21 protein-coding genes are annotated in these 23,450 nt (G+C 65.2%); 7 read left to right on the top strand and 14 right to left on the bottom strand.

What is annotated here, in order from left to right:
- The first annotated feature begins 31 nt into the window (after positions 1-31).
- The 4 genes from V474_RS08590 (at position 32) to V474_RS08575 (ending at position 6,495) form a co-directional block, all read left to right on the top strand.
- Positions 32-742, top strand: a complete 711-nt coding sequence (locus V474_RS08590; protein ID WP_059151102.1) for a dienelactone hydrolase family protein — start codon at positions 32-34, stop codon at positions 740-742.
- 142 nt (positions 743-884) lie between these two features.
- A complete protein-coding gene (locus tag V474_RS08585) occupies positions 885-2,012 on the top strand; it encodes a metallophosphoesterase family protein (RefSeq protein ID WP_059151101.1) in 1,128 nt (375 codons plus the stop codon).
- The gene (locus tag V474_RS08580) at positions 2,009-4,627 is read left to right on the top strand and encodes an AAA family ATPase (RefSeq protein ID WP_059151100.1); all 2,619 of its coding nucleotides are present in this window, start codon (positions 2,009-2,011) and stop codon (positions 4,625-4,627) included. The genes V474_RS08585 and V474_RS08580 overlap by 4 nt, the downstream gene beginning before the upstream one ends.
- A gap of 560 nt (positions 4,628-5,187) precedes the next feature.
- The gene (locus V474_RS08575) at positions 5,188-6,495 is read left to right on the top strand and encodes a M20/M25/M40 family metallo-hydrolase (RefSeq protein ID WP_059151099.1); all 1,308 of its coding nucleotides are present in this window, start codon (positions 5,188-5,190) and stop codon (positions 6,493-6,495) included.
- A gap of 7 nt (positions 6,496-6,502) precedes the next feature.
- On the opposite strand, the gene V474_RS08570 is transcribed toward V474_RS08575, so the two are convergent.
- On the bottom strand, positions 6,503-6,886 hold the full coding sequence (locus tag V474_RS08570) for an OsmC family protein (RefSeq protein WP_059151098.1): 384 nt from the start codon (positions 6,884-6,886) through the stop codon (positions 6,503-6,505).
- A gap of 11 nt (positions 6,887-6,897) precedes the next feature.
- Entirely contained in the window at positions 6,898-7,794 is an 897-nt protein-coding gene (locus V474_RS08565; protein ID WP_059151097.1) for a pirin family protein, read from the bottom strand.
- A gap of 241 nt (positions 7,795-8,035) precedes the next feature.
- On the opposite strand from V474_RS08565, the gene V474_RS08560 reads away from it, so the two are divergent.
- Complete coding sequence (locus tag V474_RS08560) at positions 8,036-8,920, top strand: toxic anion resistance protein (protein WP_169795043.1); 885 nt, start codon at positions 8,036-8,038, stop codon at positions 8,918-8,920.
- A 56-nt stretch (positions 8,921-8,976) separates the two neighbouring features.
- Positions 8,977-9,447: a hypothetical protein gene (locus V474_RS08555; protein WP_236710968.1), complete on the top strand. Its 471-nt coding sequence runs from the start codon at positions 8,977-8,979 to the stop codon at positions 9,445-9,447.
- Positions 9,448-9,449: 2 nt separating this feature from the next.
- On the opposite strand, the gene V474_RS08550 is transcribed toward V474_RS08555, so the two are convergent.
- The 12 genes from V474_RS08550 to V474_RS08495 form a co-directional block, all read right to left on the bottom strand.
- A complete protein-coding gene (locus tag V474_RS08550) occupies positions 9,450-10,241 on the bottom strand; it encodes an AIM24 family protein (RefSeq protein ID WP_059151095.1) in 792 nt (263 codons plus the stop codon).
- Positions 10,242-10,284: 43 nt separating this feature from the next.
- Positions 10,285-11,208 (bottom strand): HpcH/HpaI aldolase/citrate lyase family protein, encoded by a 924-nt coding sequence (locus tag V474_RS08545; RefSeq protein ID WP_059151094.1) that lies wholly within the window; start codon positions 11,206-11,208, stop codon positions 10,285-10,287.
- Positions 11,205-12,311, bottom strand: coding sequence for a cysteine protease StiP domain-containing protein (locus tag V474_RS08540; protein WP_236710960.1), 1,107 nt, complete (start codon positions 12,309-12,311; stop codon positions 11,205-11,207). Before V474_RS08540 ends, V474_RS08545 begins: the two co-directional genes overlap by 4 nt.
- Positions 12,301-13,047, bottom strand: coding sequence for an HAD family hydrolase (locus tag V474_RS08535; protein WP_236710959.1), 747 nt, complete (start codon positions 13,045-13,047; stop codon positions 12,301-12,303). The genes V474_RS08540 and V474_RS08535 overlap by 11 nt, the downstream gene beginning before the upstream one ends.
- A complete protein-coding gene (locus V474_RS08530) occupies positions 13,047-14,165 on the bottom strand; it encodes a phosphoribosyltransferase domain-containing protein (protein ID WP_059151092.1) in 1,119 nt (372 codons plus the stop codon). Before V474_RS08530 ends, V474_RS08535 begins: the two co-directional genes overlap by 1 nt.
- A complete protein-coding gene (locus tag V474_RS08525) occupies positions 14,159-15,349 on the bottom strand; it encodes a trypsin-like peptidase domain-containing protein (RefSeq protein ID WP_059151091.1) in 1,191 nt (396 codons plus the stop codon). Before V474_RS08525 ends, V474_RS08530 begins: the two co-directional genes overlap by 7 nt.
- A 22-nt stretch (positions 15,350-15,371) precedes the next feature.
- Positions 15,372-15,947, bottom strand: coding sequence for a TerD family protein (locus tag V474_RS08520; protein ID WP_043970109.1), 576 nt, complete (start codon positions 15,945-15,947; stop codon positions 15,372-15,374).
- Between the two features lie 24 nt (positions 15,948-15,971).
- On the bottom strand, positions 15,972-16,550 hold the full coding sequence (locus V474_RS08515) for a TerD family protein (protein ID WP_059151090.1): 579 nt from the start codon (positions 16,548-16,550) through the stop codon (positions 15,972-15,974).
- A gap of 46 nt (positions 16,551-16,596) precedes the next feature.
- Complete coding sequence (locus V474_RS08510) at positions 16,597-17,652, bottom strand: DUF475 domain-containing protein (protein WP_059151089.1); 1,056 nt, start codon at positions 17,650-17,652, stop codon at positions 16,597-16,599.
- 26 nt (positions 17,653-17,678) lie between these two features.
- Positions 17,679-18,854: a TerD family protein gene (locus tag V474_RS08505; protein ID WP_059151088.1), complete on the bottom strand. Its 1,176-nt coding sequence runs from the start codon at positions 18,852-18,854 to the stop codon at positions 17,679-17,681.
- Positions 18,855-18,902: 48 nt separating this feature from the next.
- The gene (locus tag V474_RS08500) at positions 18,903-19,487 is read right to left on the bottom strand and encodes a TerD family protein (protein WP_059151087.1); all 585 of its coding nucleotides are present in this window, start codon (positions 19,485-19,487) and stop codon (positions 18,903-18,905) included.
- A gap of 499 nt (positions 19,488-19,986) precedes the next feature.
- Positions 19,987-21,000: an ATP-grasp domain-containing protein gene (locus V474_RS08495; RefSeq protein WP_059151086.1), complete on the bottom strand. Its 1,014-nt coding sequence runs from the start codon at positions 20,998-21,000 to the stop codon at positions 19,987-19,989.
- Between the two features lie 236 nt (positions 21,001-21,236).
- Here V474_RS08495 and V474_RS08490 point away from each other — a divergent pair, with 236 nt between their 5' ends.
- Positions 21,237-23,300: a prolyl oligopeptidase family serine peptidase gene (locus tag V474_RS08490; protein WP_059151466.1), complete on the top strand. Its 2,064-nt coding sequence runs from the start codon at positions 21,237-21,239 to the stop codon at positions 23,298-23,300.
- Positions 23,301-23,450 lie beyond the last annotated feature (150 nt).

The raw sequence follows: 23,450 nt of genomic DNA, 5'->3' as shown, positions 1-23,450 counted from the left end.
TTTCGGTTCACTAACGGAAGGAAGGTCGACGATGACCGTCGAACGGCATGTGCGCGTATACCAGGCACCCGGCGGAACTTACGAGGCGATGGCGGTATACGATCCCGCTGCAGGCGAGCAGCCCGGCCTGCTCTTCTTCCCCAATTTCATGGGCACCAAGGAGTGGGATTTCGCCAAGGCGGAATTGGTAGCGGCTCTGGGCTTCAAGGTTCTCGTGGTCGATTTCTACGGTCAGGGCAAACGCGGCACCGACATGGAATCTGCCAGCAAACTGCTGCAGGAACTGACTGCCGACCGCTCGCTGATGCGTGACCAGTTGCTGGCGCACCACGCCGAACTGTTCAAGTTGCCCGGCGCCAAGCCCGGCCGCGTGGCTGCCGTTGGCTTCTGCGCCGGGGGCAAATGCGTCCTCGACCTCGCGCGGGCCGGTGCCGATGTGGCCGGCGTGGTAAACCACGGCGTCTACGACGCGCCCGAATTTGCCAATGCGCCGATGAACGCCAAGCTGCTGGTGTGCCACGGCTGGAATGACCCGCTCTGCCCGCCCGATGCGACTGTGGCCCTCGCCACCGAACTGACCGAAGCGGGCGCGGACTGGCAACTCATCGCCTATGGCGACACCGGCCACGGCTTTACGGCAGAGAGCAACCCGCTCAACCCGGAAAAGACTTTCGGATTCCAACCCGCCACCAACCGCCGCAGCTGGCAGGCCATGGTCAATTTCTTCGAAGAGAGCTTCTGAGCGTTCGTTTGATAACGGGCTTTGCCCATCGAGCGGCGCCGGGCCGGTGCCGCTTCAAAAAGACGCCTGCGACCGTTCCTGACGCACCGGGGATGTGGATAAGGTCCTGCACCTGTCCCCATCCCCTGCTAAGGCCCTGATCATGCGCTTCATCCACACCGCCGACTGGCAGCTCGGCAAGCCCTTTGGCCGCTTCGATGCGGACACCCGCGCCGCACTCACCGAGGCGCGCTTCGACGCCATCGACGCGATCGGCCGCGCCGCTGTCGAGCAAGGTGCCGGCCACGTCCTTGTCGCAGGCGACGTGTTCGACACCGAAGGACCGGACGATCGCACCATCGTGCAGGCGGTGACGCGCATGGCGCGCCATGACTGCCGCTGGTGGCTACTCCCCGGCAACCACGATTTCGCCCGCAACGGCGGTCTGTGGGACCGCGTCCGGCGGCGCGGCGCGGGCAACGTCACCGTGCTGGCCGAAGCCCGCCCTCACGAGATCGAGGACGGAGCCTGGCTGCTGCCCGCCCCCCTCATCCATCGCCACACCCTCGACGATCCGACCCAGGCGTTCGAGCGCATGGAGACTCCTGGCGCAAGACTGCGCATCGGCGTCGGCCACGGCTCGATCCGTGATTTCGGCACGCAGGGCGAGGCAAAGAACCTCATCGCACCCGACCGCGCGCGCCGCTCCAACCTGGATTATCTAGCGCTGGGCGACTGGCACGGGATGCTCACCGTCGATGCGCGCACATGGTATTCCGGCACCCCCGAGACCGACCGTTTCGGCCGCGACGAGCCCGGGCACTGCCTTGTCGTCGATGCCCAGCCGGGCGCGGCGCCGGTGGTCACCCCCTTGCGCACCGGGCGTTTCCAGTGGCTGACACGCGACTGGACGGTGGCGGACGCAGTAGGCTTCTCCGCCCTGTGCGGCGATTTGCTGGCAGGTTGCGAACCGGCCGCCACGCTGCTCCAGCTGTCGCTGGCCGGTATCGTGCCCCTGACCGACCGCGTGGCGATGCTGCGCCGGATCGAGGATGATCTCATGCATCAGTTGCGCCATCTCGACGTGCGGGACGCAGACGTTGTCGCCCGCCCGTCGGAAGACGATCTCGCCGCGTTGTCGACAGAGGGCATGCTGGGCCGCGCCGGGGCCATGCTGCGCGAGCGGATCGAGGCAAACGGCCCCGATGCGCAGCGCGCCCGCCGCGCGCTGGAGCGCCTTTTCGTCGAAGCGCTGCGAGAAGAAACGCTTGCCGGGGAGAATGCAGCATGAGCCTGCTGCTGCGCCGCATGTCGCTGGAAAATTTCCGCAAGTTCCGTGCCCCGCATGAGATCGCCGGACTGACGGACGGGCTCAACGTGATCATCGAGCCGAATGAAACCGGCAAGTCCACGCTGCTTGAGGCCGTGCGCGCCGGGCTGTTTCTCAAGCACAACTCGAAGACGCAGCTCATCACCTCATTCCAGCCTCACGGCGACGAAGTGGGCCCTGAAATCACGCTTGATTTCGAGGTCGACGGCGCGGCTTATGCGTTGAAGAAGCGCTTCATCAGCCGCGCCATGGCCGAACTGTCCGGCCCGCGCGGGCGCAGTCAGGGGTCCGAGGCGGAAGACGCGTTGCAGCGCCTTCTCGGCTTCGAACAGGGGCGCGGGTTCGATACCGGGATGGCCGGCGCGCTTGGCATGCTCTGGGTTTCGCAGATGGACGGCCTTTCGGTAACCCCGCCGGGCGAACGCGTGCGCGACCTGATCGGCGCAACGCTTCAGGGCGAGGCCGGGACCATTCTTGGCAGCGCCGCCTTCGAGCGGGTGCGCGGACGGATCGAGAGCCAGTGTCGTGAATACCTCACCGCCACGGGGCGTCCGACTGGACGCTACACGGCAGCGCAGCAGCGCGCCGCAGCCGCCGCTGCCGCGCTGAACGAAGCGGAGCAGAAGGAAGCCGCGCTGGAAGCGGCTTTCGACGACCTTGCGAAAGTACGCGCCCAGCTCGCCACCTTGCGCCGCGAACTGGAAGACGATCACGACGCCGAGGAACGCGCTGCCTTGCTTGCCCGGCTCGATACCGCCCGCAGCGCCGCCCAGCAGCTTGCCACGCGGCAGGCTGAAGCGATCGGCGCGGCCGGGCACCTGGCCGCTCTGGAAGACCTCGCCGCCCGCGGCAGCCAGGCGTCAACCCGGCAGGCCGCTGCGCAGACGCGGCGCGACAAGGCACGGGCCGAGCGCGGCGCACTGTCGCTGCGGCTGGGCGAAGCGCGCAGCAAGGCGGCTGATGCCGCCGAAGCGCTGACTGCAGCGCGCACCGCACGCGGCGATGCCCGCACCGCTCTGGCGGAGGCGCGCAGCTTCGACGCGGCCCGGCAGCGCCGCGAGGCGGTCGCCGCCGCGCACGAACGCCATGCCGGCATCCTCGCCCTGGAAGCCGAGCGAAAGGCGCTGGAGGGTAGCGCCGCGCACCGTGTCCCCGCCGAAGTTCTCGCCGATCTGGAAGCCGGCGAGCGCGAAGCGATCCGCCACCGCACGTTGCTGGAAGCGGACGGGACACGCGTGGAACTGGTCGGCCCCGCTGTCGCGCTCACCCGCGACGGCGGGCCGATGGAGCCCGGCGAATGGATGCTGACGCGCGAGACGCGCATCGGTTTGCCCGGCGGCGGCGAACTCGTGCTGCGTCCCTCACAGGCGCTGGCCGGGGCGCAGGCCGCGCTGGACAAGGCAGCCACGCGGCAGGCAACGCTGCTTGCACAGTGGCAGCTGGAGAGCCTTGCCCAGGGCCACGCCCGCAACGAGGCCGCACGCGAAGCGCAGCGCGGCGCCGAAACGCTCGCCGCGCGCATCGCCGCCGCCGCCCCGGTCGACCGCGACCTGGGCCTGCTCGCCGGAGCTGATGCACTCAAGGTCTTCGTGGCCGCGCATCCCCTTATCGAGGCGGACGAAAGAGCCGAAAACCGCCCTGTTGCGGATTTCGAACGGATCGCCGAGACGTGCGAGACCGCATACGCACGCGCGGAAGCCTTCCTGAAGCAGGCCGACGACGATCTGCGCGCAGCGGAAAAGGCCGAAACCCCGCTTGCCATCGACGAGCAGACCGCTCTCAACGACCTTTCCGGCATTGCCGATGAACTGACCCGCCTTGCCGCCCATCCCGATTTCGCCGCGCTCGATACCGCGCTTCCCGCCGCACGCGAGGCCGGCGCGACAGCCTCGGTAGAACTGGAAAAAGCCCGCATCAACGCGCAGGCGTTCGACGAAGACGCCCTTCGCCGCCGCATAGCAACGCTCGCCGCTCGCCGCAAAGCCGCCGAGGACAGCAGGGGCGAGTTGACCACCCGCATCGCCGCGCTCGAAGCCAAAGTGGAAAGCGAAGGCGGCAAGGGCCTTGCCGAACACGCTGCCGCTGCGCGCGAGGAAGACCTTGCCGCCCGCGCAGCTCTGGTCCGCATCGAGGAGGAAGCCGAAACCTTGCGCCTCCTGCGCGACACCCTGGGCGAAGCGCAGACCGAGACGGCGCGCACCATCACCGGCCCCGTGGCGGCACGCGCCGCGCGCTATGTCGGCCGCATCCTGCCCGGCGGCGAACCCGCTTTCGGAGAGGACCTGGGCCTTGCGGCGATTCGGCGCGGCGGCACGGACGAGGCCTGCGAGCAGCTTTCACGCGGTACGCAGGAACAGCTCGCCATCCTCACCCGCCTCGCCTTCGCCGATATGTTGCTGGAGGAAGGCCGCCCGGTTTCGTTGATCCTCGACGATCCGCTGGTCTATGCGGACGACACCCGCCTGGACGCCATGATCGAACTTATCATCGAAGCCTCGCAGCGCATGCAGGTTATCTTGCTGACCTGCCGCGAACGCGCCTTCCGCCATGTTCCGGGTAACCGCATCCGGCTTTGAGGCGCGGTCCATCAGCCGCCTTTTCGTGCCCGCTCCGGAGACGTCGACGGGCTGTAAAGGGCCCCGGTTGGCAGCCATGAAGCGCAGACCCCCGCCGCCGGCAACACAGCGACGGGCGGAAACTGCACCGACTTGTCAGCCGCGTGCCAGCGGCGCGCTCAGAGCTTGTCGACAGGCTTGCGGGTCACGGCCATGACAGCGGAACTTGCGGCAACGCCAACAGGGGCTGAAGGCTTGGTCTTTGATGCCTTGGGTTTGCGAACTTCGCGTGTACTGCGTTTTTGCGATTTCGCCATGGTAGTGCTCCTGCGTCAAGCGGGGGCACGTGATATCCCTCAGCCGCGAGCAGCTCGGGTTCGAAGGCGCGCGATAGCGGGCTTCTAGCACCGAACCGTGATCGCCCTCGCATCAATTCGTTGCGCCTTGGAGGCTCTCTTGTTCCGCGCGAACTGGCCAATGGCGGCGCCGTATTGTCCGGCCACCTCCGCTAAGCCGCCCACTGCGCGTTCTGCAGCCAGACCGGCCCTTGCACGGCGTTGCAGCCCGGCTATCGTAAGCGGATGAACCGCGCACCTCTCGCCGCCCTGACACTCCTTCTGTTTCCGGGGCCGGCACCGGCCGCCCTTTCCGCACCTGAACAGACCATCGTCACCGCGTCCGACGAAGGGCAGACCCGCGACATTGCGCTGCTTGAAAAACTGGTCGCGCAGAACAGCGGCACCCGCAATGTCGAAGGCGTGCGCAAGGTCCGCGACATGGTGGCGCCCGAATTCGAGCGTCTCGGTTTCACGGTGAAATGGGTGCCGATGGAGGCGGTCAACCGTGCCGGCCACCTGATCGCAGTGCACAAGGGCAAACCGGGGACCACCCGGATGCTGCTCATCGGCCACCTCGACACGGTGTTCGAACCCGGTTCGCCCTTCCAGACCGCAAAGCGTGAGGGCGACAAGCTGCACGGCCCCGGCGCGGCGGACGACAAGGGCGGGATCGTCGTGATGCTGGCAGCGCTGCGGGCGATGAAGGCCGCCGGAACCCTGAGCGGCGCCAACATCGAGGTCGTGCTGACCGGCGACGAGGAAGCAGCCGGCGAGCCGACCCGGATCGCGCGGGCAGACCTCATCGCAGCGGGCAAACGGGCCGACGTAGCGCTCGATTTCGAGGGTCTGGTGATCGCAGACGGACTCGACCACGGCTCGGTCGCGCGGCGTTCGGCGGGCGACTATACCATCACCGCCAGCGGGCAAACGGCGCACTCCAGCGGTATCTTCTCGGCGGGGACAGGCTACGGCGCCATCTATGAACTGACGCGGATCATCAACAGCTTCCGTGAAGAGCTGCCCGAGCCCAATCTCACCTTCAACATCGGCATCATCGGCGGCGGAGCCACGGCCACGCTCAGCCCCGATGAGGCAGAAATCAAGGCAAGCGGCAAGACCAACATCATTCCGCCAGTCGCCATCGCAAAAGGCGACTTTCGCGGACTGACGCCGGAGCAGGTCAACCGGGTGAGAGCAAAGATGACAGCGATCGTCGCCCGGCACCTGCCGCAAACCGACGCCCGGATCGTTTTCAAGGACGGCTATCCGCCAATGGCGCCCACCGCCGGCAACGAAGCGCTGCTGGACAAGCTCAACACAATCAACGTCGATCTCGGCCTGGCGAAGATGCCCGCACTCGATCCCTTGAAGCGCGGTGCGGGAGACATCAGCTTCGTCGCGCAATACGTCGACGGGCTGGCAGGACTGGGGCCCGCCAGCAGCGGCGATCACACGCCCGAGGAGCGCGTCGATCTCTCCAGTTTCCCGCGCCAAACCAAGCGTGCTGCCCTACTCATGTCCCGGCTCGCCCGCGAAAAGGCGAAGCGCTGAGCACGGTTTACGCCAGATGCGTTTCGATGGGCAGACCCGCCTTGAGCGTTAACGTCACTGGCGTGCGTTCGGCGATATCGGCCAGCCGAGCCTTCTGCTCGCCGTCCAGACCGACGATCGACAGCTTGCGCACGATGCTCATCCCGTCCTTTCCGCCCGACAGCCGCAAGTCGACATCGAGCGATTGCAACAGCCAACCCTTGCGCGCGGCGTACATCTTCAAGGTAATCGCGGTGCATGCGCCGAGACTGGCGAGCAGCAGGTCGTAAGGTGCCGGGCCCGCCCCCTGCCCGCCAAGAGCAGTCGGTTCGTCTGCGGTGATGGCGTGGCCGCCGACGACGATGTCGGTGCGCCAGGGGGTTTCGCCGATATGCGCCGTTCCATGTGCCACGGACTTGCTCCTCAGGCCGGGAGGGGGATGAATTCGTGCTCTTTGGGCACGGCGGCGAAACGCTGGGACTTCCAGTCTTCCTTGGCCTGTTCGATGCGATCGGCCGAGGATGATACGAAGTTCCAGAAGATATGGCGCTTTTCAGGCAGCGGCTCACCGCCCAGCAGCATGAGGCGCGTGGCTCCACCGGCGCGGAGCACCACTTCCGCATCGGGCTTGAACACAACAAGTTGGCCGGCCGCGAAGGCCCCGGTCTGGCCTTCAACCTCTATCGCACCGGAGACCACGTAGACCGCGCGTTCGACATGCTCCGCCTTCACCCGGTAACGCGCGCCGTGCTGCATCACGATATCGGCATAGACCATGTCTGAATGGGTCTTGAGCGGCGAAACCATACCGTCGCCGCTGCCGGCAAGCAGGGTAAGCCGCGTTCCGGCGTCCTCGGTTACGGGGAGTGCCTGCGCCTTGTGATGAGCGAAGGCAGGGTCGATCTCCTCAGCCTCACGGGGCAGCGCGATCCATGTCTGAAGGCCGAACAGCTTGCCGCCCTTGGCGCGGTTTTCGGCTGAGGTCCGCTCGGAATGGACGATGCCGCTGCCCGCCGTCATCCAGTTCACTTCGCCCGGGCGGATAGCCTGGAGCGAACCAAGCGAATCGCGGTGCAGGATCTCGCCCTCGATCAGGTAGGTCAGGGTCGAAAGGCCAATGTGGGGGTGGGGGCGAACGTCGAGGCCCTCCCCGCTACGGAACACCGCCTCGCCCATCTGGTCGAAGAAGATGAACGGCCCGACCATCCGGCGCTGCGCACTGGGCAGCGCGCGGCGCACCTGGAAACCATCGCCCAGATCACGGACCGGGGGGAGGATGACGAGATCGACACCTTCGATCGCTGATGAGTGAACGGTCATGGGAGCAAGCCTTTCGCAGTAAGTCTTGATGAGGGGTCGTCCTCTTGAAGCCGTCTTACCCTCGGCGGACGTTCCAGTGCAGGCCGATAAGATCGACGCAACCGTTCAACTTTCTTGAAATGTTGGCACCGCTGCCTACCCGCCGCCCTGACCGCGCACGTCCGCATTCCAACGCAGTATGGAAATTTCGGTTCTTCATACCTAAGGATAATATCAGCATCGGTTCGAGGAAGTGTGATTGGTGACCTCTGAGTCGAGACGAACGCCTGATGCCCGCGCAGAAGCCCGGCTTTTGCTTCGGCAATGGCTGGTCGGCAGCGAAAACGACGTCCTTGCCGCCATCGAGACACTGGGCCGGCAGGCCATCCGCGACGCGTCTCAGGCTAGTGGGCGATTGGAGCGCAGTACGTCTTCAACAACTTCGGCGCAGAGCGTCCTGCTGGAACTACAAGCGTTTGCAGAGACATTCGAAGCGCCAGCCCCGCGCAGGCGCCTATGGTTCTCCGCGCGCGTAGAGGACAAAACGCCGGACCCGGCGAACCTGAATACCCTTGTCGCCAGCCTCGAACGCGAGCGGGATGCAATCGCCCGCACCTTGATCGGCATCGAAGGTGACAGGGCAAAACTGCAACTCGCCGATGATGCGCTTGACCACGCACTGCAACTGATCCGCGCATGTGGGCTCGCCGCGGAATCGGCAGCCCGCGAACTTGCGCTGTCCAAGCCACCGCAAGCGCTATTCCTGCGCGAAACCGTCCCCGCGCGGCTGCTTGCACGGGAACAGGACTTGCTGACGCAGATCGCCGTGACGCGGCAGGGCATCCTCGCCCTGCAGTTGGTGGCGGACGGGCAGACCGCGCTGGCGCAGGCGATCGACCGCGCCCGTGACACCAGCGTCGCGGCGCTGCGCACCGCGCTGGCGGCCCGGCAGGCCGTGACTGGCAGCCAAGACCTCACCAGGCAGGCGCAGGCGCTGGAAAGCACGGTGGAAGCTGCCGGCAAGGCCTCCAACTCGGGACGCGACGTCGACCGGCCGCTGGCGGACGCAGCCGCGCAGATCCGCCGCGCGATCGACGCCGCGCAGGCCGCCGCGCGCGATCCCCGAACTCCTCGCCAAGAAACCTAGCGCAGCCCGGCCAGCTTGGTCTAGGCTTACGCTTGACGCTCGAATAGGATGTGAATGTGGCCGGTTTCCTGGAACGATTGGCGGGTTGGCTTGGCGGCGGAACGCCGCCCGCGCCGCCCCCGGCACCGCGAGAGGCGCAGAAGCCCACGATTTCGGCCGAGGACTCCCGGCTGCCTGACGCTTCCCGGCCGCTGGTTGCGCGCCTGCTCTCGCTGATCGCAGACATCGAGGCACGCACGCACGACGACAGCCTGATGGTCTCCGCGCTCACCGAAGTGCGCCAGATGCGCGACAGCCACCTGCCGCAACTGGTCACCAGCTATGCGGAGATCCCGGCTTCGCACCGCGCCGAAATCTTTCGCCAGACCGGTAAGTCCGCCAGCTACAACCTCAATCAGGGGTTCGAGCGAATGATTTCCCGGCTGGAAACGCTTTCACGCTCGCTCGCACAGGAAGACCTCGACAGCTTCGCCGACAACCTGCGCTTCATCGAGCACCGGTACGGCGACGACGACCCGCTGCGCTAGGGTCAGCCCAGCCGCATCGTAGGGGTCAACCAGACGGTGCCGCGTCCTCTGAACGAATAGACGAGGCCTTCGCCCGTGCGCATCGCATTGCGCAGGCCGCGCACCAGCGGACGCAGTTCGACCTGCAATGAGGCCGAATACATCAGCATCAGGTCGCCATCTACGATCAGTTCGTTCTGCCCGTCGAGCTCGATGACCTCGATCTCGTCGACCGGAACGGGTGCTTCAACCACAAAAGCACCGGAGCCGGTCAGCTTGGGCTGCATCAGGCCATTGCCCGAGAGGATACCCTGAACCGAACGGTGAACATGGGTCGAAAGCGCGATGTTGGCATCGCAGGCGTAGAAGGCGCCGTCGTCGAGGATCAGCGAATCCTGCGGCCCGTCCATCGCGGCAAGGATGAAGTGCTTGGTCGTCGCCTCTGTCCAGACCTCGCCCTGCCCGGAATAGCGCGTGGCGAAGGCACTTTCGCCCGTACCCGCCGAGGTTATGGCGCGCTGGAGAAAATTGCCGGCGCCGGCATTCTTCTGCACGTCGACCTGCAACTTGCCATATGCGTACTGCAAGGCGCCGGGCTCGAGCAGCGCGCCGCCGCCTTCCAGAATGATCCTCACCTGCCGCGCCGTGGCAGCATGGGGAAGTACGACTTGCGCCATCGGGGCGGCCTGGCTGGCGGCCGCCATGGGAAGGTGGATGGAAGGCCCAAGCGCATGGCTCTTGCGGGTGAACTGATACAGTTCGAACCGAACGCCGGAACTGCCCTGTTCGTCGATCTTCGTGCGATATTCACTCATCGTCTACTCTCCTTCCGCAGGCACCATTCTCAGTCCGTCAAGTTCAGGCGCGCAGCGGCAGCGGATCGGCGATCCCGAACATCTCCGCGCGTTCCAGTAGCCGCCCGGCCCAGCCCCTGTGGGTTGCCGGTTCACACATCACGCCTTCGCGCGCGAAGACTGCCGGGCTGTCTTCCGCAAGCATCATCCGCGCTTCCTCGGCCTGATCCGCCGGGACCGCCAATGCGGCCTGGATCACGCCGATCTGGGCGGGGTGGATAGCGGTTTTGGTCAATAGGCCGTGTTCGATATCGAGGGCCACTTCCTCGCGCAGCAGGGCAGCATCTGCAAAACGCTCCATCACCGGCGCGCTGAGCGCAAACCCCCAGGGCGCAAACCCGGCGACGAGGTTGGCGATGATGTTGCCCAACGGTCCCTCATAAGCGGTACGATGGGATGCCCGGCGCAAACCCATCGCCTGAAGCAAGTCGTTGCCGCCGATCCGCAGCGCCAGAATGCGGTCCTGCACCGCCAGCAACTGATCGCGGAACCGGCGCATCGACTGAGGGTCGCAGGCCTCGCGTGTCTCCAGCGTGGGCATGAGCCGGTGACGGTCGTGCAGCGGCAGGGCCAGATAGGCGGGCATCGTGTCGGCATGGGCCTTGGGGATCACGAAGCCGTCGATATGTTCGACCCCCGGCATGCACAGGATATGGTCCAGCATCGCGGCGGAGCGCGGACGGATGAATATCAGCGGATCGGCCGGGCTCGGCTCGCGCGCTGCCATCGTGCGCAGCAGCGCCGCCAGATGCGTCAGCGCCAGTTGGAGATCGCGTTCGAGGACCGAATCCTCAAGGCACAGCACTGCCGAGCGTAGCCCGGGTATGCGCCGCACCCCGATCAGCGCCGAGAAAAGATCGTCGCGCAGACACGGCATATAGAGTGTTGCGCCCAGCGAAATGGCGGAAATCGAACCCGTAACGCTCATGACTCGTTTCCCAGGCCGCGGATGATCGCCACGGCGCGATATTGTGATTGCTTGTCCAGCCGCTCCACCGGAATACGGTGGCGGGCGGCAAGGTGGATCAGATGCGCGACGTCTTCGTCGCCGGGATCACGAACCAGAAGCCGCTCTGGCACCCGCCGCAGCAGCGCCCGTGTGGCCTCGGCTATGCCGGGCTTGATTCGGTTGCGGTCCCCCGCCGCGCAGTCCGCCAGCAGCGATCCCAGCATGGCCTCGCACCCGGCCATCAGCCCGCCGCGCCGACCGGCGTGGCCGGTAATCTGCAATGGCGCCGCCGCCGCTGCGATCGGTGCGATTGTATCCACGAAAGCCCGCGACAAATCGGCATGGGCATAGTGGGGATACGTGACACAAGCATGAAAATCCCCCTTTTCCACGTACTGCGGATTAAGGATCGAGCGGCTTACCAAGCCGGACACGATCCCGTTGAGCAGTCCGGAGGCGATGAGATAGTCGTCGTCCGTCGCAGCGATATCGGCCTGGCCCGCAGGGTCCGCGATCACCGCCAGTTCGGGCACGAAGCCCAGCGCATTTGCCGCCAGCGAGGCCCGCAGTTCGCCCGCGATGGCGCCCTTGCCGGTCCATCCGTCGACGAAAAACGCGTCCTGCGGATCGTGCCGGCCAGCAATATGGGCCAGCGCGGCCTGGTCGATGCCCCGGTCCCGGATGATGCTGACGGAATAGTGAACGGCGCAATGCCCCCAGGCCCGCAGAGTCCGCGCAAGAAGAACGCCGATCGGAGTGCCTGCCCGCGCCAGCGAAACCAGCACGATCTCGCGCCCTGACCTGCGCTGCGCCAATCCGGCGGCAAGGCTCGCCACGTCCTGCGCCAACCGGGCACCATTTCGCGCCAGAGCGGCATGGTACAGCGAAAGGTATTCGGCATCCGGCAGCGGCTCTGGCGCGATCATCTCCGAGTAGTGGCGGCGGCCGGACTGGATCGCCGCTTCCTTGTCGGCAACGGCGGTGGGCGCCATCGTCACCGGCTTGAGCAGGAAAGTGACGTCCGCCGGATCGTAGCTGCCCGAAAAGGCGGGCACGGCCGCTTCACGCAGGTCAGCGGGCACCGAACATGTCCCCTGCAAGCTGCGAGCGCGTGGGCATCATCGCAAAGTCGCACAGACCCATGAACGGCGCATCGGTGATGCTGTCGCCGATGCCGATCACCGTTGCCTCGGGGAAACGCGCGCGCAAGGACGGCAAGATGTGCGCCACCGCATGGTGCTTGCCCAGATAGGGCGGCATAAGCGCCACGTTGTTGCCGTTGCGGTGATCGGTCCACCCCTCCGGCAGCGATGGCACTGCCGCATCGACAACGGCATACATCGCCTCATGATCCGCATCGGCGTGCTTTGCCAGAGTGTAAAGCGGCATATCGCCTTCGGTCAGAACGCCGGCGTTGATGGCTACCCCGCGCGCGTTGGCCTCAGCGGAGATGGCCTGCGCCAGCACCGCGAGTTCGTCGGCATGGCGGGCGGCATGGGCAGCGATACCGTCTGCCCACTGCGCATCCACTTCGCCGGCCTCGTCCAGCACCACGCCGCCATGGGCGCAGACCGCCGCCGCGAAGGGTATTCGCGCCCGGTGCAGCGCATCGAGGCTGCGCGCGGTCACGGGAACCATATGCGTCGTCTCGGCCAACCAGTCGATGAAGCGCATCTGGCGCGGCGTTGCGTAGCTTAGCGGGTCGCCGTCGCGCGTGAAGCCGAGCGGGGTAAGCCGATCGTGCGGCACGTCGGGCGGGCATTTGCGAAGGGTCTGGAACAGCGTATCGTCGAGATCGACCAGAGCGATGGCCCGCATCAGGCGTTCCAGCCGATCACGCTTGCACCCAGCGCCGCAACCAGCCCGGGGTCGATCGTGTCCGCCCCGGTTTCATGCGCGATCCAGGTGGTGCGACCGTCCGCCGGATCGGCATTGTAGAGATAGTTGGGCACACCGGTTCCATAATTGTCGGAAAAGCTCAGCTTGGTCTTCATCGCCGCGCCGACCCGCGCCGGACTGCGGCTGGTCGCCTGGACGACGACATCGTGCCCCTCTGCCTCCATACGTTCCGCAAGACGAAACGGAAGGTAGGTGAATTCGCCGGTGCCGACGATGCGCAAAGGTCCGGTCAAGGGCGGCAGCGGCGTCAATGGCAGCGGTGCGACAGAGGCCTCCAGCCCCAGCCGTCCGAAATTGCTGTGCGTTGCCAACCGGCCAAGCGAGGCTGCGGCCATGTCGAACGCGGCCGTCGCGGCAATCGTTTCGCCTTGCGTCCATTCAAGGCGGCCACTAAGCAAGGCAGCGACTTTCGTCGGACGCGGCATTCGCTCCTGCCAACCACGGCCTACCGACCAGTCGGTCAGCACGGCGACGACGATCCCCTCGACGCTGGGACAGGCGGCGACCAGTGCATGAGCGAGGTTGCAGGTGGTCGTGCCGGTCGAAATTTCATCGTCGACGATGACCAGCGATCGCGGCGCAGGCAGGGCGCTGCGATAGATCAGGTGCGCGGAAGCATGGCTATGCGGTTCCTCGAAGCGGCAGAGCAGCGCTGTATCCAGCGGCTGGTCACCCAGTTGCTGGCGCGTCGAATGCAGGAAATGAATGTCTTTCCGGCCGGTCTGCAGGCGCAGTTCCTCATGCACCGTCTGGCCCAGACACACGGCAGTCTCCGCCAGTCCGAGTACCAGAACCGGGCCCGGCAAGTCCGCTGGAATACGCGCGGCAAGATCACGCACGCTGCGGCGCATCACCTGCGGCGAAACGGGCAGGTGCCGGCCGAGCACGCGCGAGACGACAAGGAAACCGCGCTTCGGGTTTTCGCGCGCGGCAAAGTCGCACAGGGCGTCGAGAGGCCAGGCGGCCTCGTCCACTGTGATGTCGATCTGCCCGGTCGGCAGGACGATCGAACGGGTATCGGCGGCAAGGGTCAGCATTCGCAGGTTATCCGGGCAATCGTGTCACGCGCCTGCCGCACAACGGCGGCGCGGCCGATCTGGCTTGGGCCAGTAGGGGAATATTGTGCCATCGGCGGTTCGATGCCGAAGGAATCCAGAAAACTGAGGATGATGGCCCCCTTGATGCCAAAGTTGATGTTTTCAGCGCTGCCGCCGGACTGGCGGATACGGTCGAGATTGAGCGAGGAACTCACCAGCCCGACCAGATGGCCGGCCATGTCGAGGATTGGCCCACCGCTGTTGCCGCTGGCGATCGGCGCGGTGAACTGGAACACGGTGCTGTCGTTGCCGATGCCGCACAGCGCAGCGATGTTGCCCGCGCTGGCCTGAGGCCCGGTGCCGAGCAGGCCCTGAAGGGGAAAGCCCAGCGCGACGATGTCTTCGCCAAGGTGTAAGCCGATTTCAGAGCGGAACTGGGCGGTGCCGGGAAGCGCCGCCTCGACACGAAGCAGGGCAAGATCGTTGCGCGGATCGGCGAACACGACCTGCGCGGGAAGTGGACGGCCGCCGGCATGAACCGTCACGGCGCGGGCGTCCTCGACAACGTGGGCATTCGTCAGGATGTGGTTGCTCTCAATCGCCACACCGCTGCCGCTGGACGTAGCCGATCCGCCCGAACCCTGCCGCGCGCCAGCGTCGCCCTCGCCATTACTGACGCCCGGCCGCAGACGCGGGATCAGCCGCATCACCCAGCCGTGATCGATGCCGTGGGCGCCCGCAATCGCGCCCAGGCCCATGGCAAAGCCTTGCCCGTTGGCCGCCATCCGCCATGCGCCCTGATGGCGGTAGCATTCGACCAGGATCACCGCCGCATCGCTGCGCCCGCCAAGCTCTACAGCAAAGCGCAAGTCGCCGGTCTCGATGTTGAGGGTGCGCCCGATCGGCTGATTGCCGCGGTCGAAAGCGACCAGCAGCAGCCTTTCGACCTCGCCTGCAACGCTATGAAGGTCCAAGACCAGCCGGTGCGTATCTTCAAACCGCGCTGCGGCGCGCATTTCCCGCGTCACGCCGTCGATCGGCGGGAAGGCAGGCGCGGTGCGGCGGTCCGCCCCCAGCGCGATCAGCGCCAGAGTCGGCAGTTCACCGCCCTGCCCATCACCGACAAGCAAAAACGTCTGCTCACCGGCAATGGGCGCCCGTTCGCCCGCGATCAGATCACGCATGAGCGGGCGCGGTCATGGGGTGTCAGATATTCACGCCGAAGGACGAGGCCAGCGGCCCCAGACCACCTGCAAAGCCCTGACCGATCGCCTTGAACTTCCACTCGCCGTTGTGGCGATAGAGGTCGCCGAAGATCATCGCCGTCTCGGTCGAGGCGTCTTCGGACAGGTCGTAGCGGGCGATCTCGGTGCCGCCATCGGCGTTCAGCACGCGGATAAAAGCGTTCGAAATCATGCCAAAGTTCTGGCGGCGCGCATCGGCGTCGTGGATCGTCACGGCGAAGCTGAGGCGCAGGATCTCGGCCGGAACCTGGTCGAGCGTCACCGCCACGACTTCGTCGTCGCCGTCGCCCTGTCCGGTCAGGTTATCGCCCTGATGGACGACCGAACCGTTCGCGCCGTTCTTGTTGTTGTAGAACACGAAATCCGCGTCCGAACGGACCTTGCCCGCGTCGTTCAGCAGGAACACGCTGGCGTCGAGGTCGAAATCGGTACCATCGGTGACGCGCGTGTCCCAGCCCAGTCCGACCCGGACGCCCTTGAGGCCCGGAGCTTCCTTGCTGAGGCTGACGTTGCCGCCCTTGGAAAGCGAAACTGCCATCTTGATTCTCCTAATCCGCCGGCTTCAGCCGACACTGACACCGTAATTACGTGCGAGCGGCGCGAGGCCGCCCTTGTAGCCCTGCCCAACGGCGCGGAACTTCCATTCGCCATTGTGGCGATAGACCTCGCCGAAAACCATCGCGGTTTCGGTGGATGCATCCTCGGCCAGGTCGTAGCGCGAAATTTCGCGGCCGGTCACGGCGTTGACGACGCGGATGAAGGCATTCGACACCATGCCGAAGCTCTGCCTGCGCCCCTCACCATCGTGGATGGTGACAGCGATCGCCAGTTTCTGCACTTCCGCCGGAACCTGGCCCAGTTCGACCGTCAATGCTTCGTCGTCACCATCACCCTCGCCGGTCCGGTTGTCGCCGGTGTGCTCCACCGAACCTTCAGGCGAGCGCAGGTTGTTGTAGAAGATGAAATCGCTGTCGCCGCGCACCTTGCCTGCATCGTTCAGCAGGAAGGCGCTGGCGTCGAGGTCGAAATCCGCGCCGTCGGTGGTGCGGGTGTCCCAGCCTAGTCCGATGAGGATCTTCGACAGGTTGGGTTCTTCCTTGGACAGGCTGACGTTGCCGCCCTTGGACAGACTTACCGACATGATGCTCTCCTGCTTTACGGGTTATGATGCAGTATGTGGCGCCAGCCTAGACCAGCTTCGCGTCCTTGCGATTACTGCGCAGCGAATCGTAGAAGGCGAGTCCGATCAGGGCCGCGCCGATAAGGCCGGTGATCGTCTCCGGGATCTCGAAACGGACCGACAGCAGCATGATCGCGGCCAGCGCCACGATCGCGTAGAAGGCGCCGTGTTCGAGATAGCGGTATTCGGCCAGCGTACCCTTGTCGACCAGCATCACCGTCATCGAACGCACGAACATCGCCCCGATGCCCAGGCCCAGCGCGATGATGAACAAGTTGTTCGACAATGCGAAGGCGCCGATGACCCCGTCGAACGAAAACGAAGCGTCCAGCACTTCGAGATAGAGGAAACCGGCCAGGCCCGACTTGGCGACGGCCACGGCCGCATCCTGCCCGGAATGGCTGACATGCTCCTCCTGCTCCAACAATGCACCCACCGACTGGACGGCGATGTAGGTCACCAGGCCGAAGATGCCCGAAGTGATGAAGGTCATGGCCTCGGCCGGATCGATCAGGCGCGAAATGCCGTAAAGCGCCAGCAGTACGAGGCCGATGGCAAGACCGGAAATGCGCGAAAGTTCGGAGAACGGCCGCTCGATCAGGCCGATCCAGTGCAGTTCCTTCTCTTCGTCGAGGAAGAAACTCAGCCCGACCATCGCCAGGAAGGCTCCGCCGAAGCCGGAGATACCCACATGCGCGGCAGTGATGATGTGTTCATAGCGCACAGGGTCGGTAGCAGCGAGAACCACCGCGTCGATCGGCCCCATCTGCGCGGCGATGGCAACGATCGCCAGCGGGAAGACGATCCGCATGCCGAACACGGCGATGAGGATGCCCCAGGTCAGGAAGCGCCGACGCCATACCGCGTCCATGTCGCGCAGCACGGTGGCATTGACCACCGCATTGTCGAACGACAGCGAGACTTCCAGCACTCCGAGCACCGCGACGATCCACAAAATACCCAGCGTCCCGCCGAGTGTGCCGGTGATATCCCAGCCCAGCCATGCGGCAAGCGCCATGCACAGCGCCGTGAACAGCAGCGAACCCTTGTAATACTTGAACACTTTAACCCCCGTTCGCCGCGTACGGCTCAATCCTTACGGCCAGCGACCCAGCGCAGGCCCCAGCCGAGACTTTCGTCCAGCACCTTCTGGTCGCGGACGTAATCGACGATGCGCGTGACCTTCAGGCGGCCGGCATCGTTCTCGATCAGCACGATCCCGCACAGACGCCGATCGTTCTGACCTTCGGTCATGCGGACCTCGATCGGCGGCTGGTCGGGCATGCTCACCAGTACCACGCCGTCGGTCTGTTGCCAGTTCGGCACGCCGTCATAGATGTTGGCGAAGATCGCGATGCGGCGGATATCGGCCCAGCGGGCGCCGTTGATCCGCATCGTCTCGCCTTGCGAGACGTCGCCGGTGCGGTCGTCGCCAGAGAGGGCGATGAAAGGCTCCTGCGCAAAGGACCCGAAGGCATTGCCCAGCGCCTGCACCACGCCCTTGCGCCCGTCAGAAAGTTCGAACAGGCAGCCGAGGTCGAGGTCGATCGCCGAACCGCCGCCAAAGAACCCCTTGCGTCCACGCGACCAGTTGAGGTTGATCGTGATCTCGCCAAAGCTCGACCCGCGCTTTTCGAGGCTGACGGTCTGGCCCGCCTTTTCCAGGGTCACCTTGCTGAGGCTCACCGGCTTCGGGGCCGGAGGGGGCGGTGGCGGGGCGGCAGCGGGCGCATCCTCGGCCACGTCGATCCCGAAGGATCGCGCCAGCGGCGCCAGACCGCCGGTGAAGCCTTGCCCGACGGCGCGAAACTTCCACTGCCCATTGCGAAGATAGAGTTCGCCGAAAGTCATCGCCGCCTCTGCCGCGCCGGCAAGACTGGGCACGAAGCGCAGGGCAGACCCGCCGCCTGATGTCGCCACGTCGATCAGCGCGCCTTCCAGCAGGGCCAGGGTCTGTCCCTTGGCCTGCGCTTCATGGATGGTCACGCAGAATACCACTCGCTCGATCTCGGGCGGCAGGCAGGAAAGATCTACCTCGAACGTGCCTTGCCCGGGCCCGGTTACGAAGCGCACGCCGCCGTCCCCGCCTTGCGGTTGGTTGTAGAACACCATGTCGGCGTCGCTGCGAACCTTGCCGGAAGCCGTCAAGAGATAAGCCGAGGCGTCCGCATCGACCTCGCGCCCGGCGGTCGGCGTCCATGCGAAGGACACTGTTAGCCGGTCTGCCGGAACGGACGCGTTGCCGCCCTGCTGGAGATCAGTCATACTTGCCCCTATGCCTTGTTCAGGCGTTTTGACGTTCGCCGACGTGCGTCACAGCGCGCCGATGATCTGGCTCATCATATCCTGGAAGGTGCGGCCGGTGGTCCGTTCGCCCAGGGCCTTCATTTCCCAGCCTTCGCCCACACGGACCACTTTGGCCATGATCTGACCGGTATGCGTGCCCGAGCCGGTCAGGTCGTAACGCGCGAGTTCCTTACTGTTGGTGGAATCGACGACCCGGCAGTAGGCATTATCGATGCGGTCGAAACTGTCGCCTAGAAAACTGTTGACGGTGAACAGCAGCGTCTGGACGTTGGCAGGCAGCCGCGTGAGATCGACGTTGATCGTCTCGTCGTCGCCGTCCCCGGCACCGGTACGATTATCGCCGCTGTGGACGATGCTGCCGTCGTGACTGGCGAGTTGGCGGAACCAGACCTGGTCGAGCAGGTTGCGCTGAGCATCGAACAGCAGGCACGATGCGTCGAGATCGACCTCCCCGCCGCCACCACCGGTCAGCTTGGCGAATAAGCCTTTGGCTTTGCGCACGTCCCAGCCAAGGCCCATCGAAACGCGGGTCAGCGAGCCTCCGCCAGACTTTTCAAGACGAACCGACTGGCCTTTTTGCAGACTAACCACGCAACGCTCCCGTTTCCGAACCGATATGTCGAATTCACCACTGACTATTACGATTAGGTCAGCGTCCGCAATAGCCGCGCGGCGTATTTACGCTTTCCAAATCAAGCGTTCACCGGTTATCCCCTTGCTTCCTTAGCGGTTCGACGGTGGCACTTTTTTGACATGCTCCCGCACCGGGTCCTCTTTTTTTAAGCGGATCCACCGAACCGATGATGGTCGAGATTGATCGGCGGCTGCTGGGTTGCTGGACTATGTCGAAGCACCGAGCGCGATCGCCCGCCGGCGGTGCTGGATATGTCCGATTATCCCAGATTCCACTGCTTGGGCGGTGATGTCATCAAGTTAGCGGGCGTGCTCGTCAACGTGTGGGGCAAAGATGACCATGTCTGCCCAAGCAGGTTCTCATCGTCGGCGGCGGCGACCGCCAGGTCAGCCCAGACGCATGTTTCCGCGAGGAAAAGTCGGTGCCCTATGCATGGCTGGTCACTGACCGTCCGCTTTAGGCTGCTAAGGCCGACATGGCGTGGACAGCGCGGGTGACAGCGATGATCTCCACATCGACCTCAGCCTCGAAAGGCCGCGCATTGCCAGTGACGACGTCGATCCACGTCGTGCAAAACGGGATAGCGACCTCGTCGCAATAGGACGCTCCGCCCGCCGCGCGTGAATTTATCTCGAGGATACGCCACTCGCCGCGGCGGTCCTGTTTGTACTGCACGTTGATGGCGCCGTGCAGGCCGTGCCGCCGGACGAGCTTGGCCGCGTGCGCGATCAGGGAATGACGGGTCTGTATCCGCTGGCGATTGGCATCCAGCTTCGTGCGGACCGCCGCCAGCAGCACAATGCCGCGTTCGCACACCATGTCGACCGAACACTCAAGCCCAGAAAGGTGCTCCATTACCAGAAGCGAGAACGCCTCGCCGCGCTGCTCCGCTTCGACCAGGGCCGCAGCGTAGGCCCGTGGCGATATCCGGCGCGCGTCGGGATCGGCAAGATGCGTCAACGGGCCTTGCGCATCCAGCGTCCAGTACCCCGCGCCGTAAACGCCGCGTGAAGGCTTCACGCAGGCGCTGGCACCATTCGCCGTCAGCGCCTGCACGGCGTCCTCGAAGCCCTGCGCGCAAGTCACCGCGAACGTCGGACATAGGTAAGGGTCGCCGGCCATGGAAACAGCGAAAGCCGCCTTGTCGTCGAGCAATTCCATCGTATCAGCGTCAGCCGCGACATGCACCGCGATACCGTTTGCGGCGAACTGGTCGAGCATACGGGCCACGCCGCGTTTGCCGCGCTGCGGCACCAGGGCCTCCACGCCGCGCGCCATGGCGGTATCCAGGACCCAAGCGGCATAATCGACCGTACCACGCGCCGGTTCTTCCCAGAACACCGGAGCCACATCGCGCACCGGCGAGCGGCTGTCGATGGCGCTGACCAAAAGGCTGACAGACGGTCGCTCGCTGACGATCCGGCTGACGACGTTACGCATGGAAAACGACTGATTGAACCATATTTTCATGGGTTTCAGCGCTATCGAACGTGAGGGAAGTGTCAACCGAAGACACCGGCACCGATGCCGCTTCTGCCCTGTCTCCCCGGATTTGCAGGTTCGCTCGCATTGATAAATACACGGCGGCTTGCGTCATCCGCGCCATCCACTACCTTCAAGACAATCAATTGACGAGGAAATCATCCTTGAAGAAGACGCTGCGCATTGCGCTTGCCACCACTCTGGCCCTGTTGAGTTCCACATCCATGTCCTTTGCCGCAACGCCCGCCCCCGCCGATCCGCGCGACCCTGCCGACCCTTGGATCTGGCTGGAGGACGCAAACGGCCCGCGCGTGATGGACTGGGTGAAATCCCATAACGCCACAACCGAACAGCGCCTGGAATCCGATCCGCATTACCAGCCCTTCTACAACGACGCGCTGGCCATTCTCGGCGCGAAGGACCGTATTCCCTCCCCCAGTTTCCTGAATGGCCAGATCTACAACTTCTGGCAGGACGAGGAGCATCTGCGCGGCATCTGGCGCAAGACCTCGCTCGACGAGTATCGCGGCGGCAAGCCCGCCTGGAAGACCGTTCTCGACATCGACGCGCTGGGCAAGGCCGAGGGCAAGAGCTGGGTTTACAAGGGCGCGGACTGCCTGGAGCCGGAACAGCGGCGCTGCCTCATATCCCTGTCGAACGGCGGCGAAGATGCGGTCGAAGTGCGGGAGTTCGACCTGGCTTCCGGCACTTTCGTCGAAGGTGGATTCCACATTCCGCGCGCGAAGCAGGGCGTGACATGGGAAGACGCCGATCATCTGCTCGTCGCCACCGAATGGACACCGGGCGAAGTCACTACGTCCGGCTATCCTTACGTTGTCAAGCGCGTCACGCGCGGACGGCCATTCACCGAAGCGGTGGAGGTCTTCCGGGGCGAAAAGAGCGATGTCGGCATGTTTCCCGCCGTGCTGCACGACGGGGAAGGCCATACGCTGAAGCTCATAACCCGCGCGATCGACTTCTTCCACCAGCGCAGCTTCGTGATCGCCGCCGATGGCAAGATGCACGAACTGGCGATCCCGCAAAAGGTCTCCGTCGCCGGGCTCGTCGCGGGCCGCGTGGTGTTTCGTCTGGACGAGGCCTGGGGCGATCTGCCCTCCGGCTCGGTCGCCGCCGCCCCGCTCACCGAAGTGATGCAGCGTCCCGAGGGATTTTCCGCAAAGCTGGCATGGAATCCCGGCCCGCGCGAGGCGCTGGAAGCGGTTTCGGCAACCAAGGGCCGGCTGCTTGTTTCCATTCTCGACAACGTCAATGGCCGCCTGCTCTCGCTGGCCCCGGCCGCCGGCGGCGCATGGACCACGGCAACGCTGCCCCTGCCCGACAAGCTGGCCTTGCGCTTCGGCTCGGCGCAGACAGACGGGGACCGCGTGTTTGCCTGGGCCGAAGGGTTCACCACGCCCAGCAGCCTGTACCTCGTCGACGCGGCCGCAGCCACGGCGCAGCCGGTACAGAGCCTGCCGCCACGTTTCGACAGCAAGGGCCTCGTCGTCGAACAGCGCGAGGCTAAGTCCACGGACGGGACGGCGATCCCCTACTTCCTCGTCCACCGCAAGGACATGCCGCTGGACGGTTCGACGCCGGTCCTGCTTGACGCTTACGGCGGCTTCCAGGTCAACTCCACGCCGTCCTACTCGGGCACGATCGGCAAGTTGTGGCTGGAGCGGGGGGGCGCCTTCGCGCTCGCCAACATCCGGGGAGGCGGCGAGTTCGGTCCGGCGTGGCACGAAGCCGCACTGAAGACCAAGCGGCAGGTCGCCTATGACGACTTCGCCAGCGTGGCCCGCGACATGATCGACCGCAAGATCACCTCGCCGCGCCGGCTGGGCATCGTCGGCGGTTCGAACGGCGGCCTGCTGATGGGCGTCGAGATGACCGAATTCCCAGAACTATACAGCGCGGTGGTCATCCAGGTGCCCCTGCTAGACATGATCCGCATCAGCAAGATCGCGGCGGGGACCAGCTGGCAGGGCGAATACGGTGATGTCTACGCCGACCCCGAAGCGCGGGCATTCTGGCTGAAAAAGTCACCCTATCACGCACTGCGCAAGGGCGTGAAATACCCCGAGCCCTACATCTTCACCACCACGCGCGACGATCGCACGGGGCCCCAGCACGCGCGCAAGTTCGCAGCGCGGATGGAGGAAATGGGACTGCCCTACTACTTCTACGAGAACACCGAAGGCGGGCACGGATCGGGCGCGGACATCCGCCAGTCCGCCAAAACCACGGCCTTGTGGTTGACCTACCTGACCCGCAAGTTGATGGACTGACAGCGACAGAGGCGGGGCGATCCCAATGTCTGCCCCGCCACCGATCAGTCGTCCGATCGGCCCGCGCCGTCCTGAAACTGTGTTTCCTTCACGAAAGCCGCAAAGGTGGGCGACCGGTCATCCAGGCGGATCGCGATCGCCAGACTGGAC

The sequence above is a fragment of the Novosphingobium barchaimii LL02 genome, assembly GCF_001046635.1.
In the GTDB taxonomy this organism is placed as follows: Bacteria; Pseudomonadota; Alphaproteobacteria; order Sphingomonadales; family Sphingomonadaceae; genus Novosphingobium; species Novosphingobium barchaimii.
This window is presented reverse-complemented; position numbering and strand designations above follow the sequence as displayed.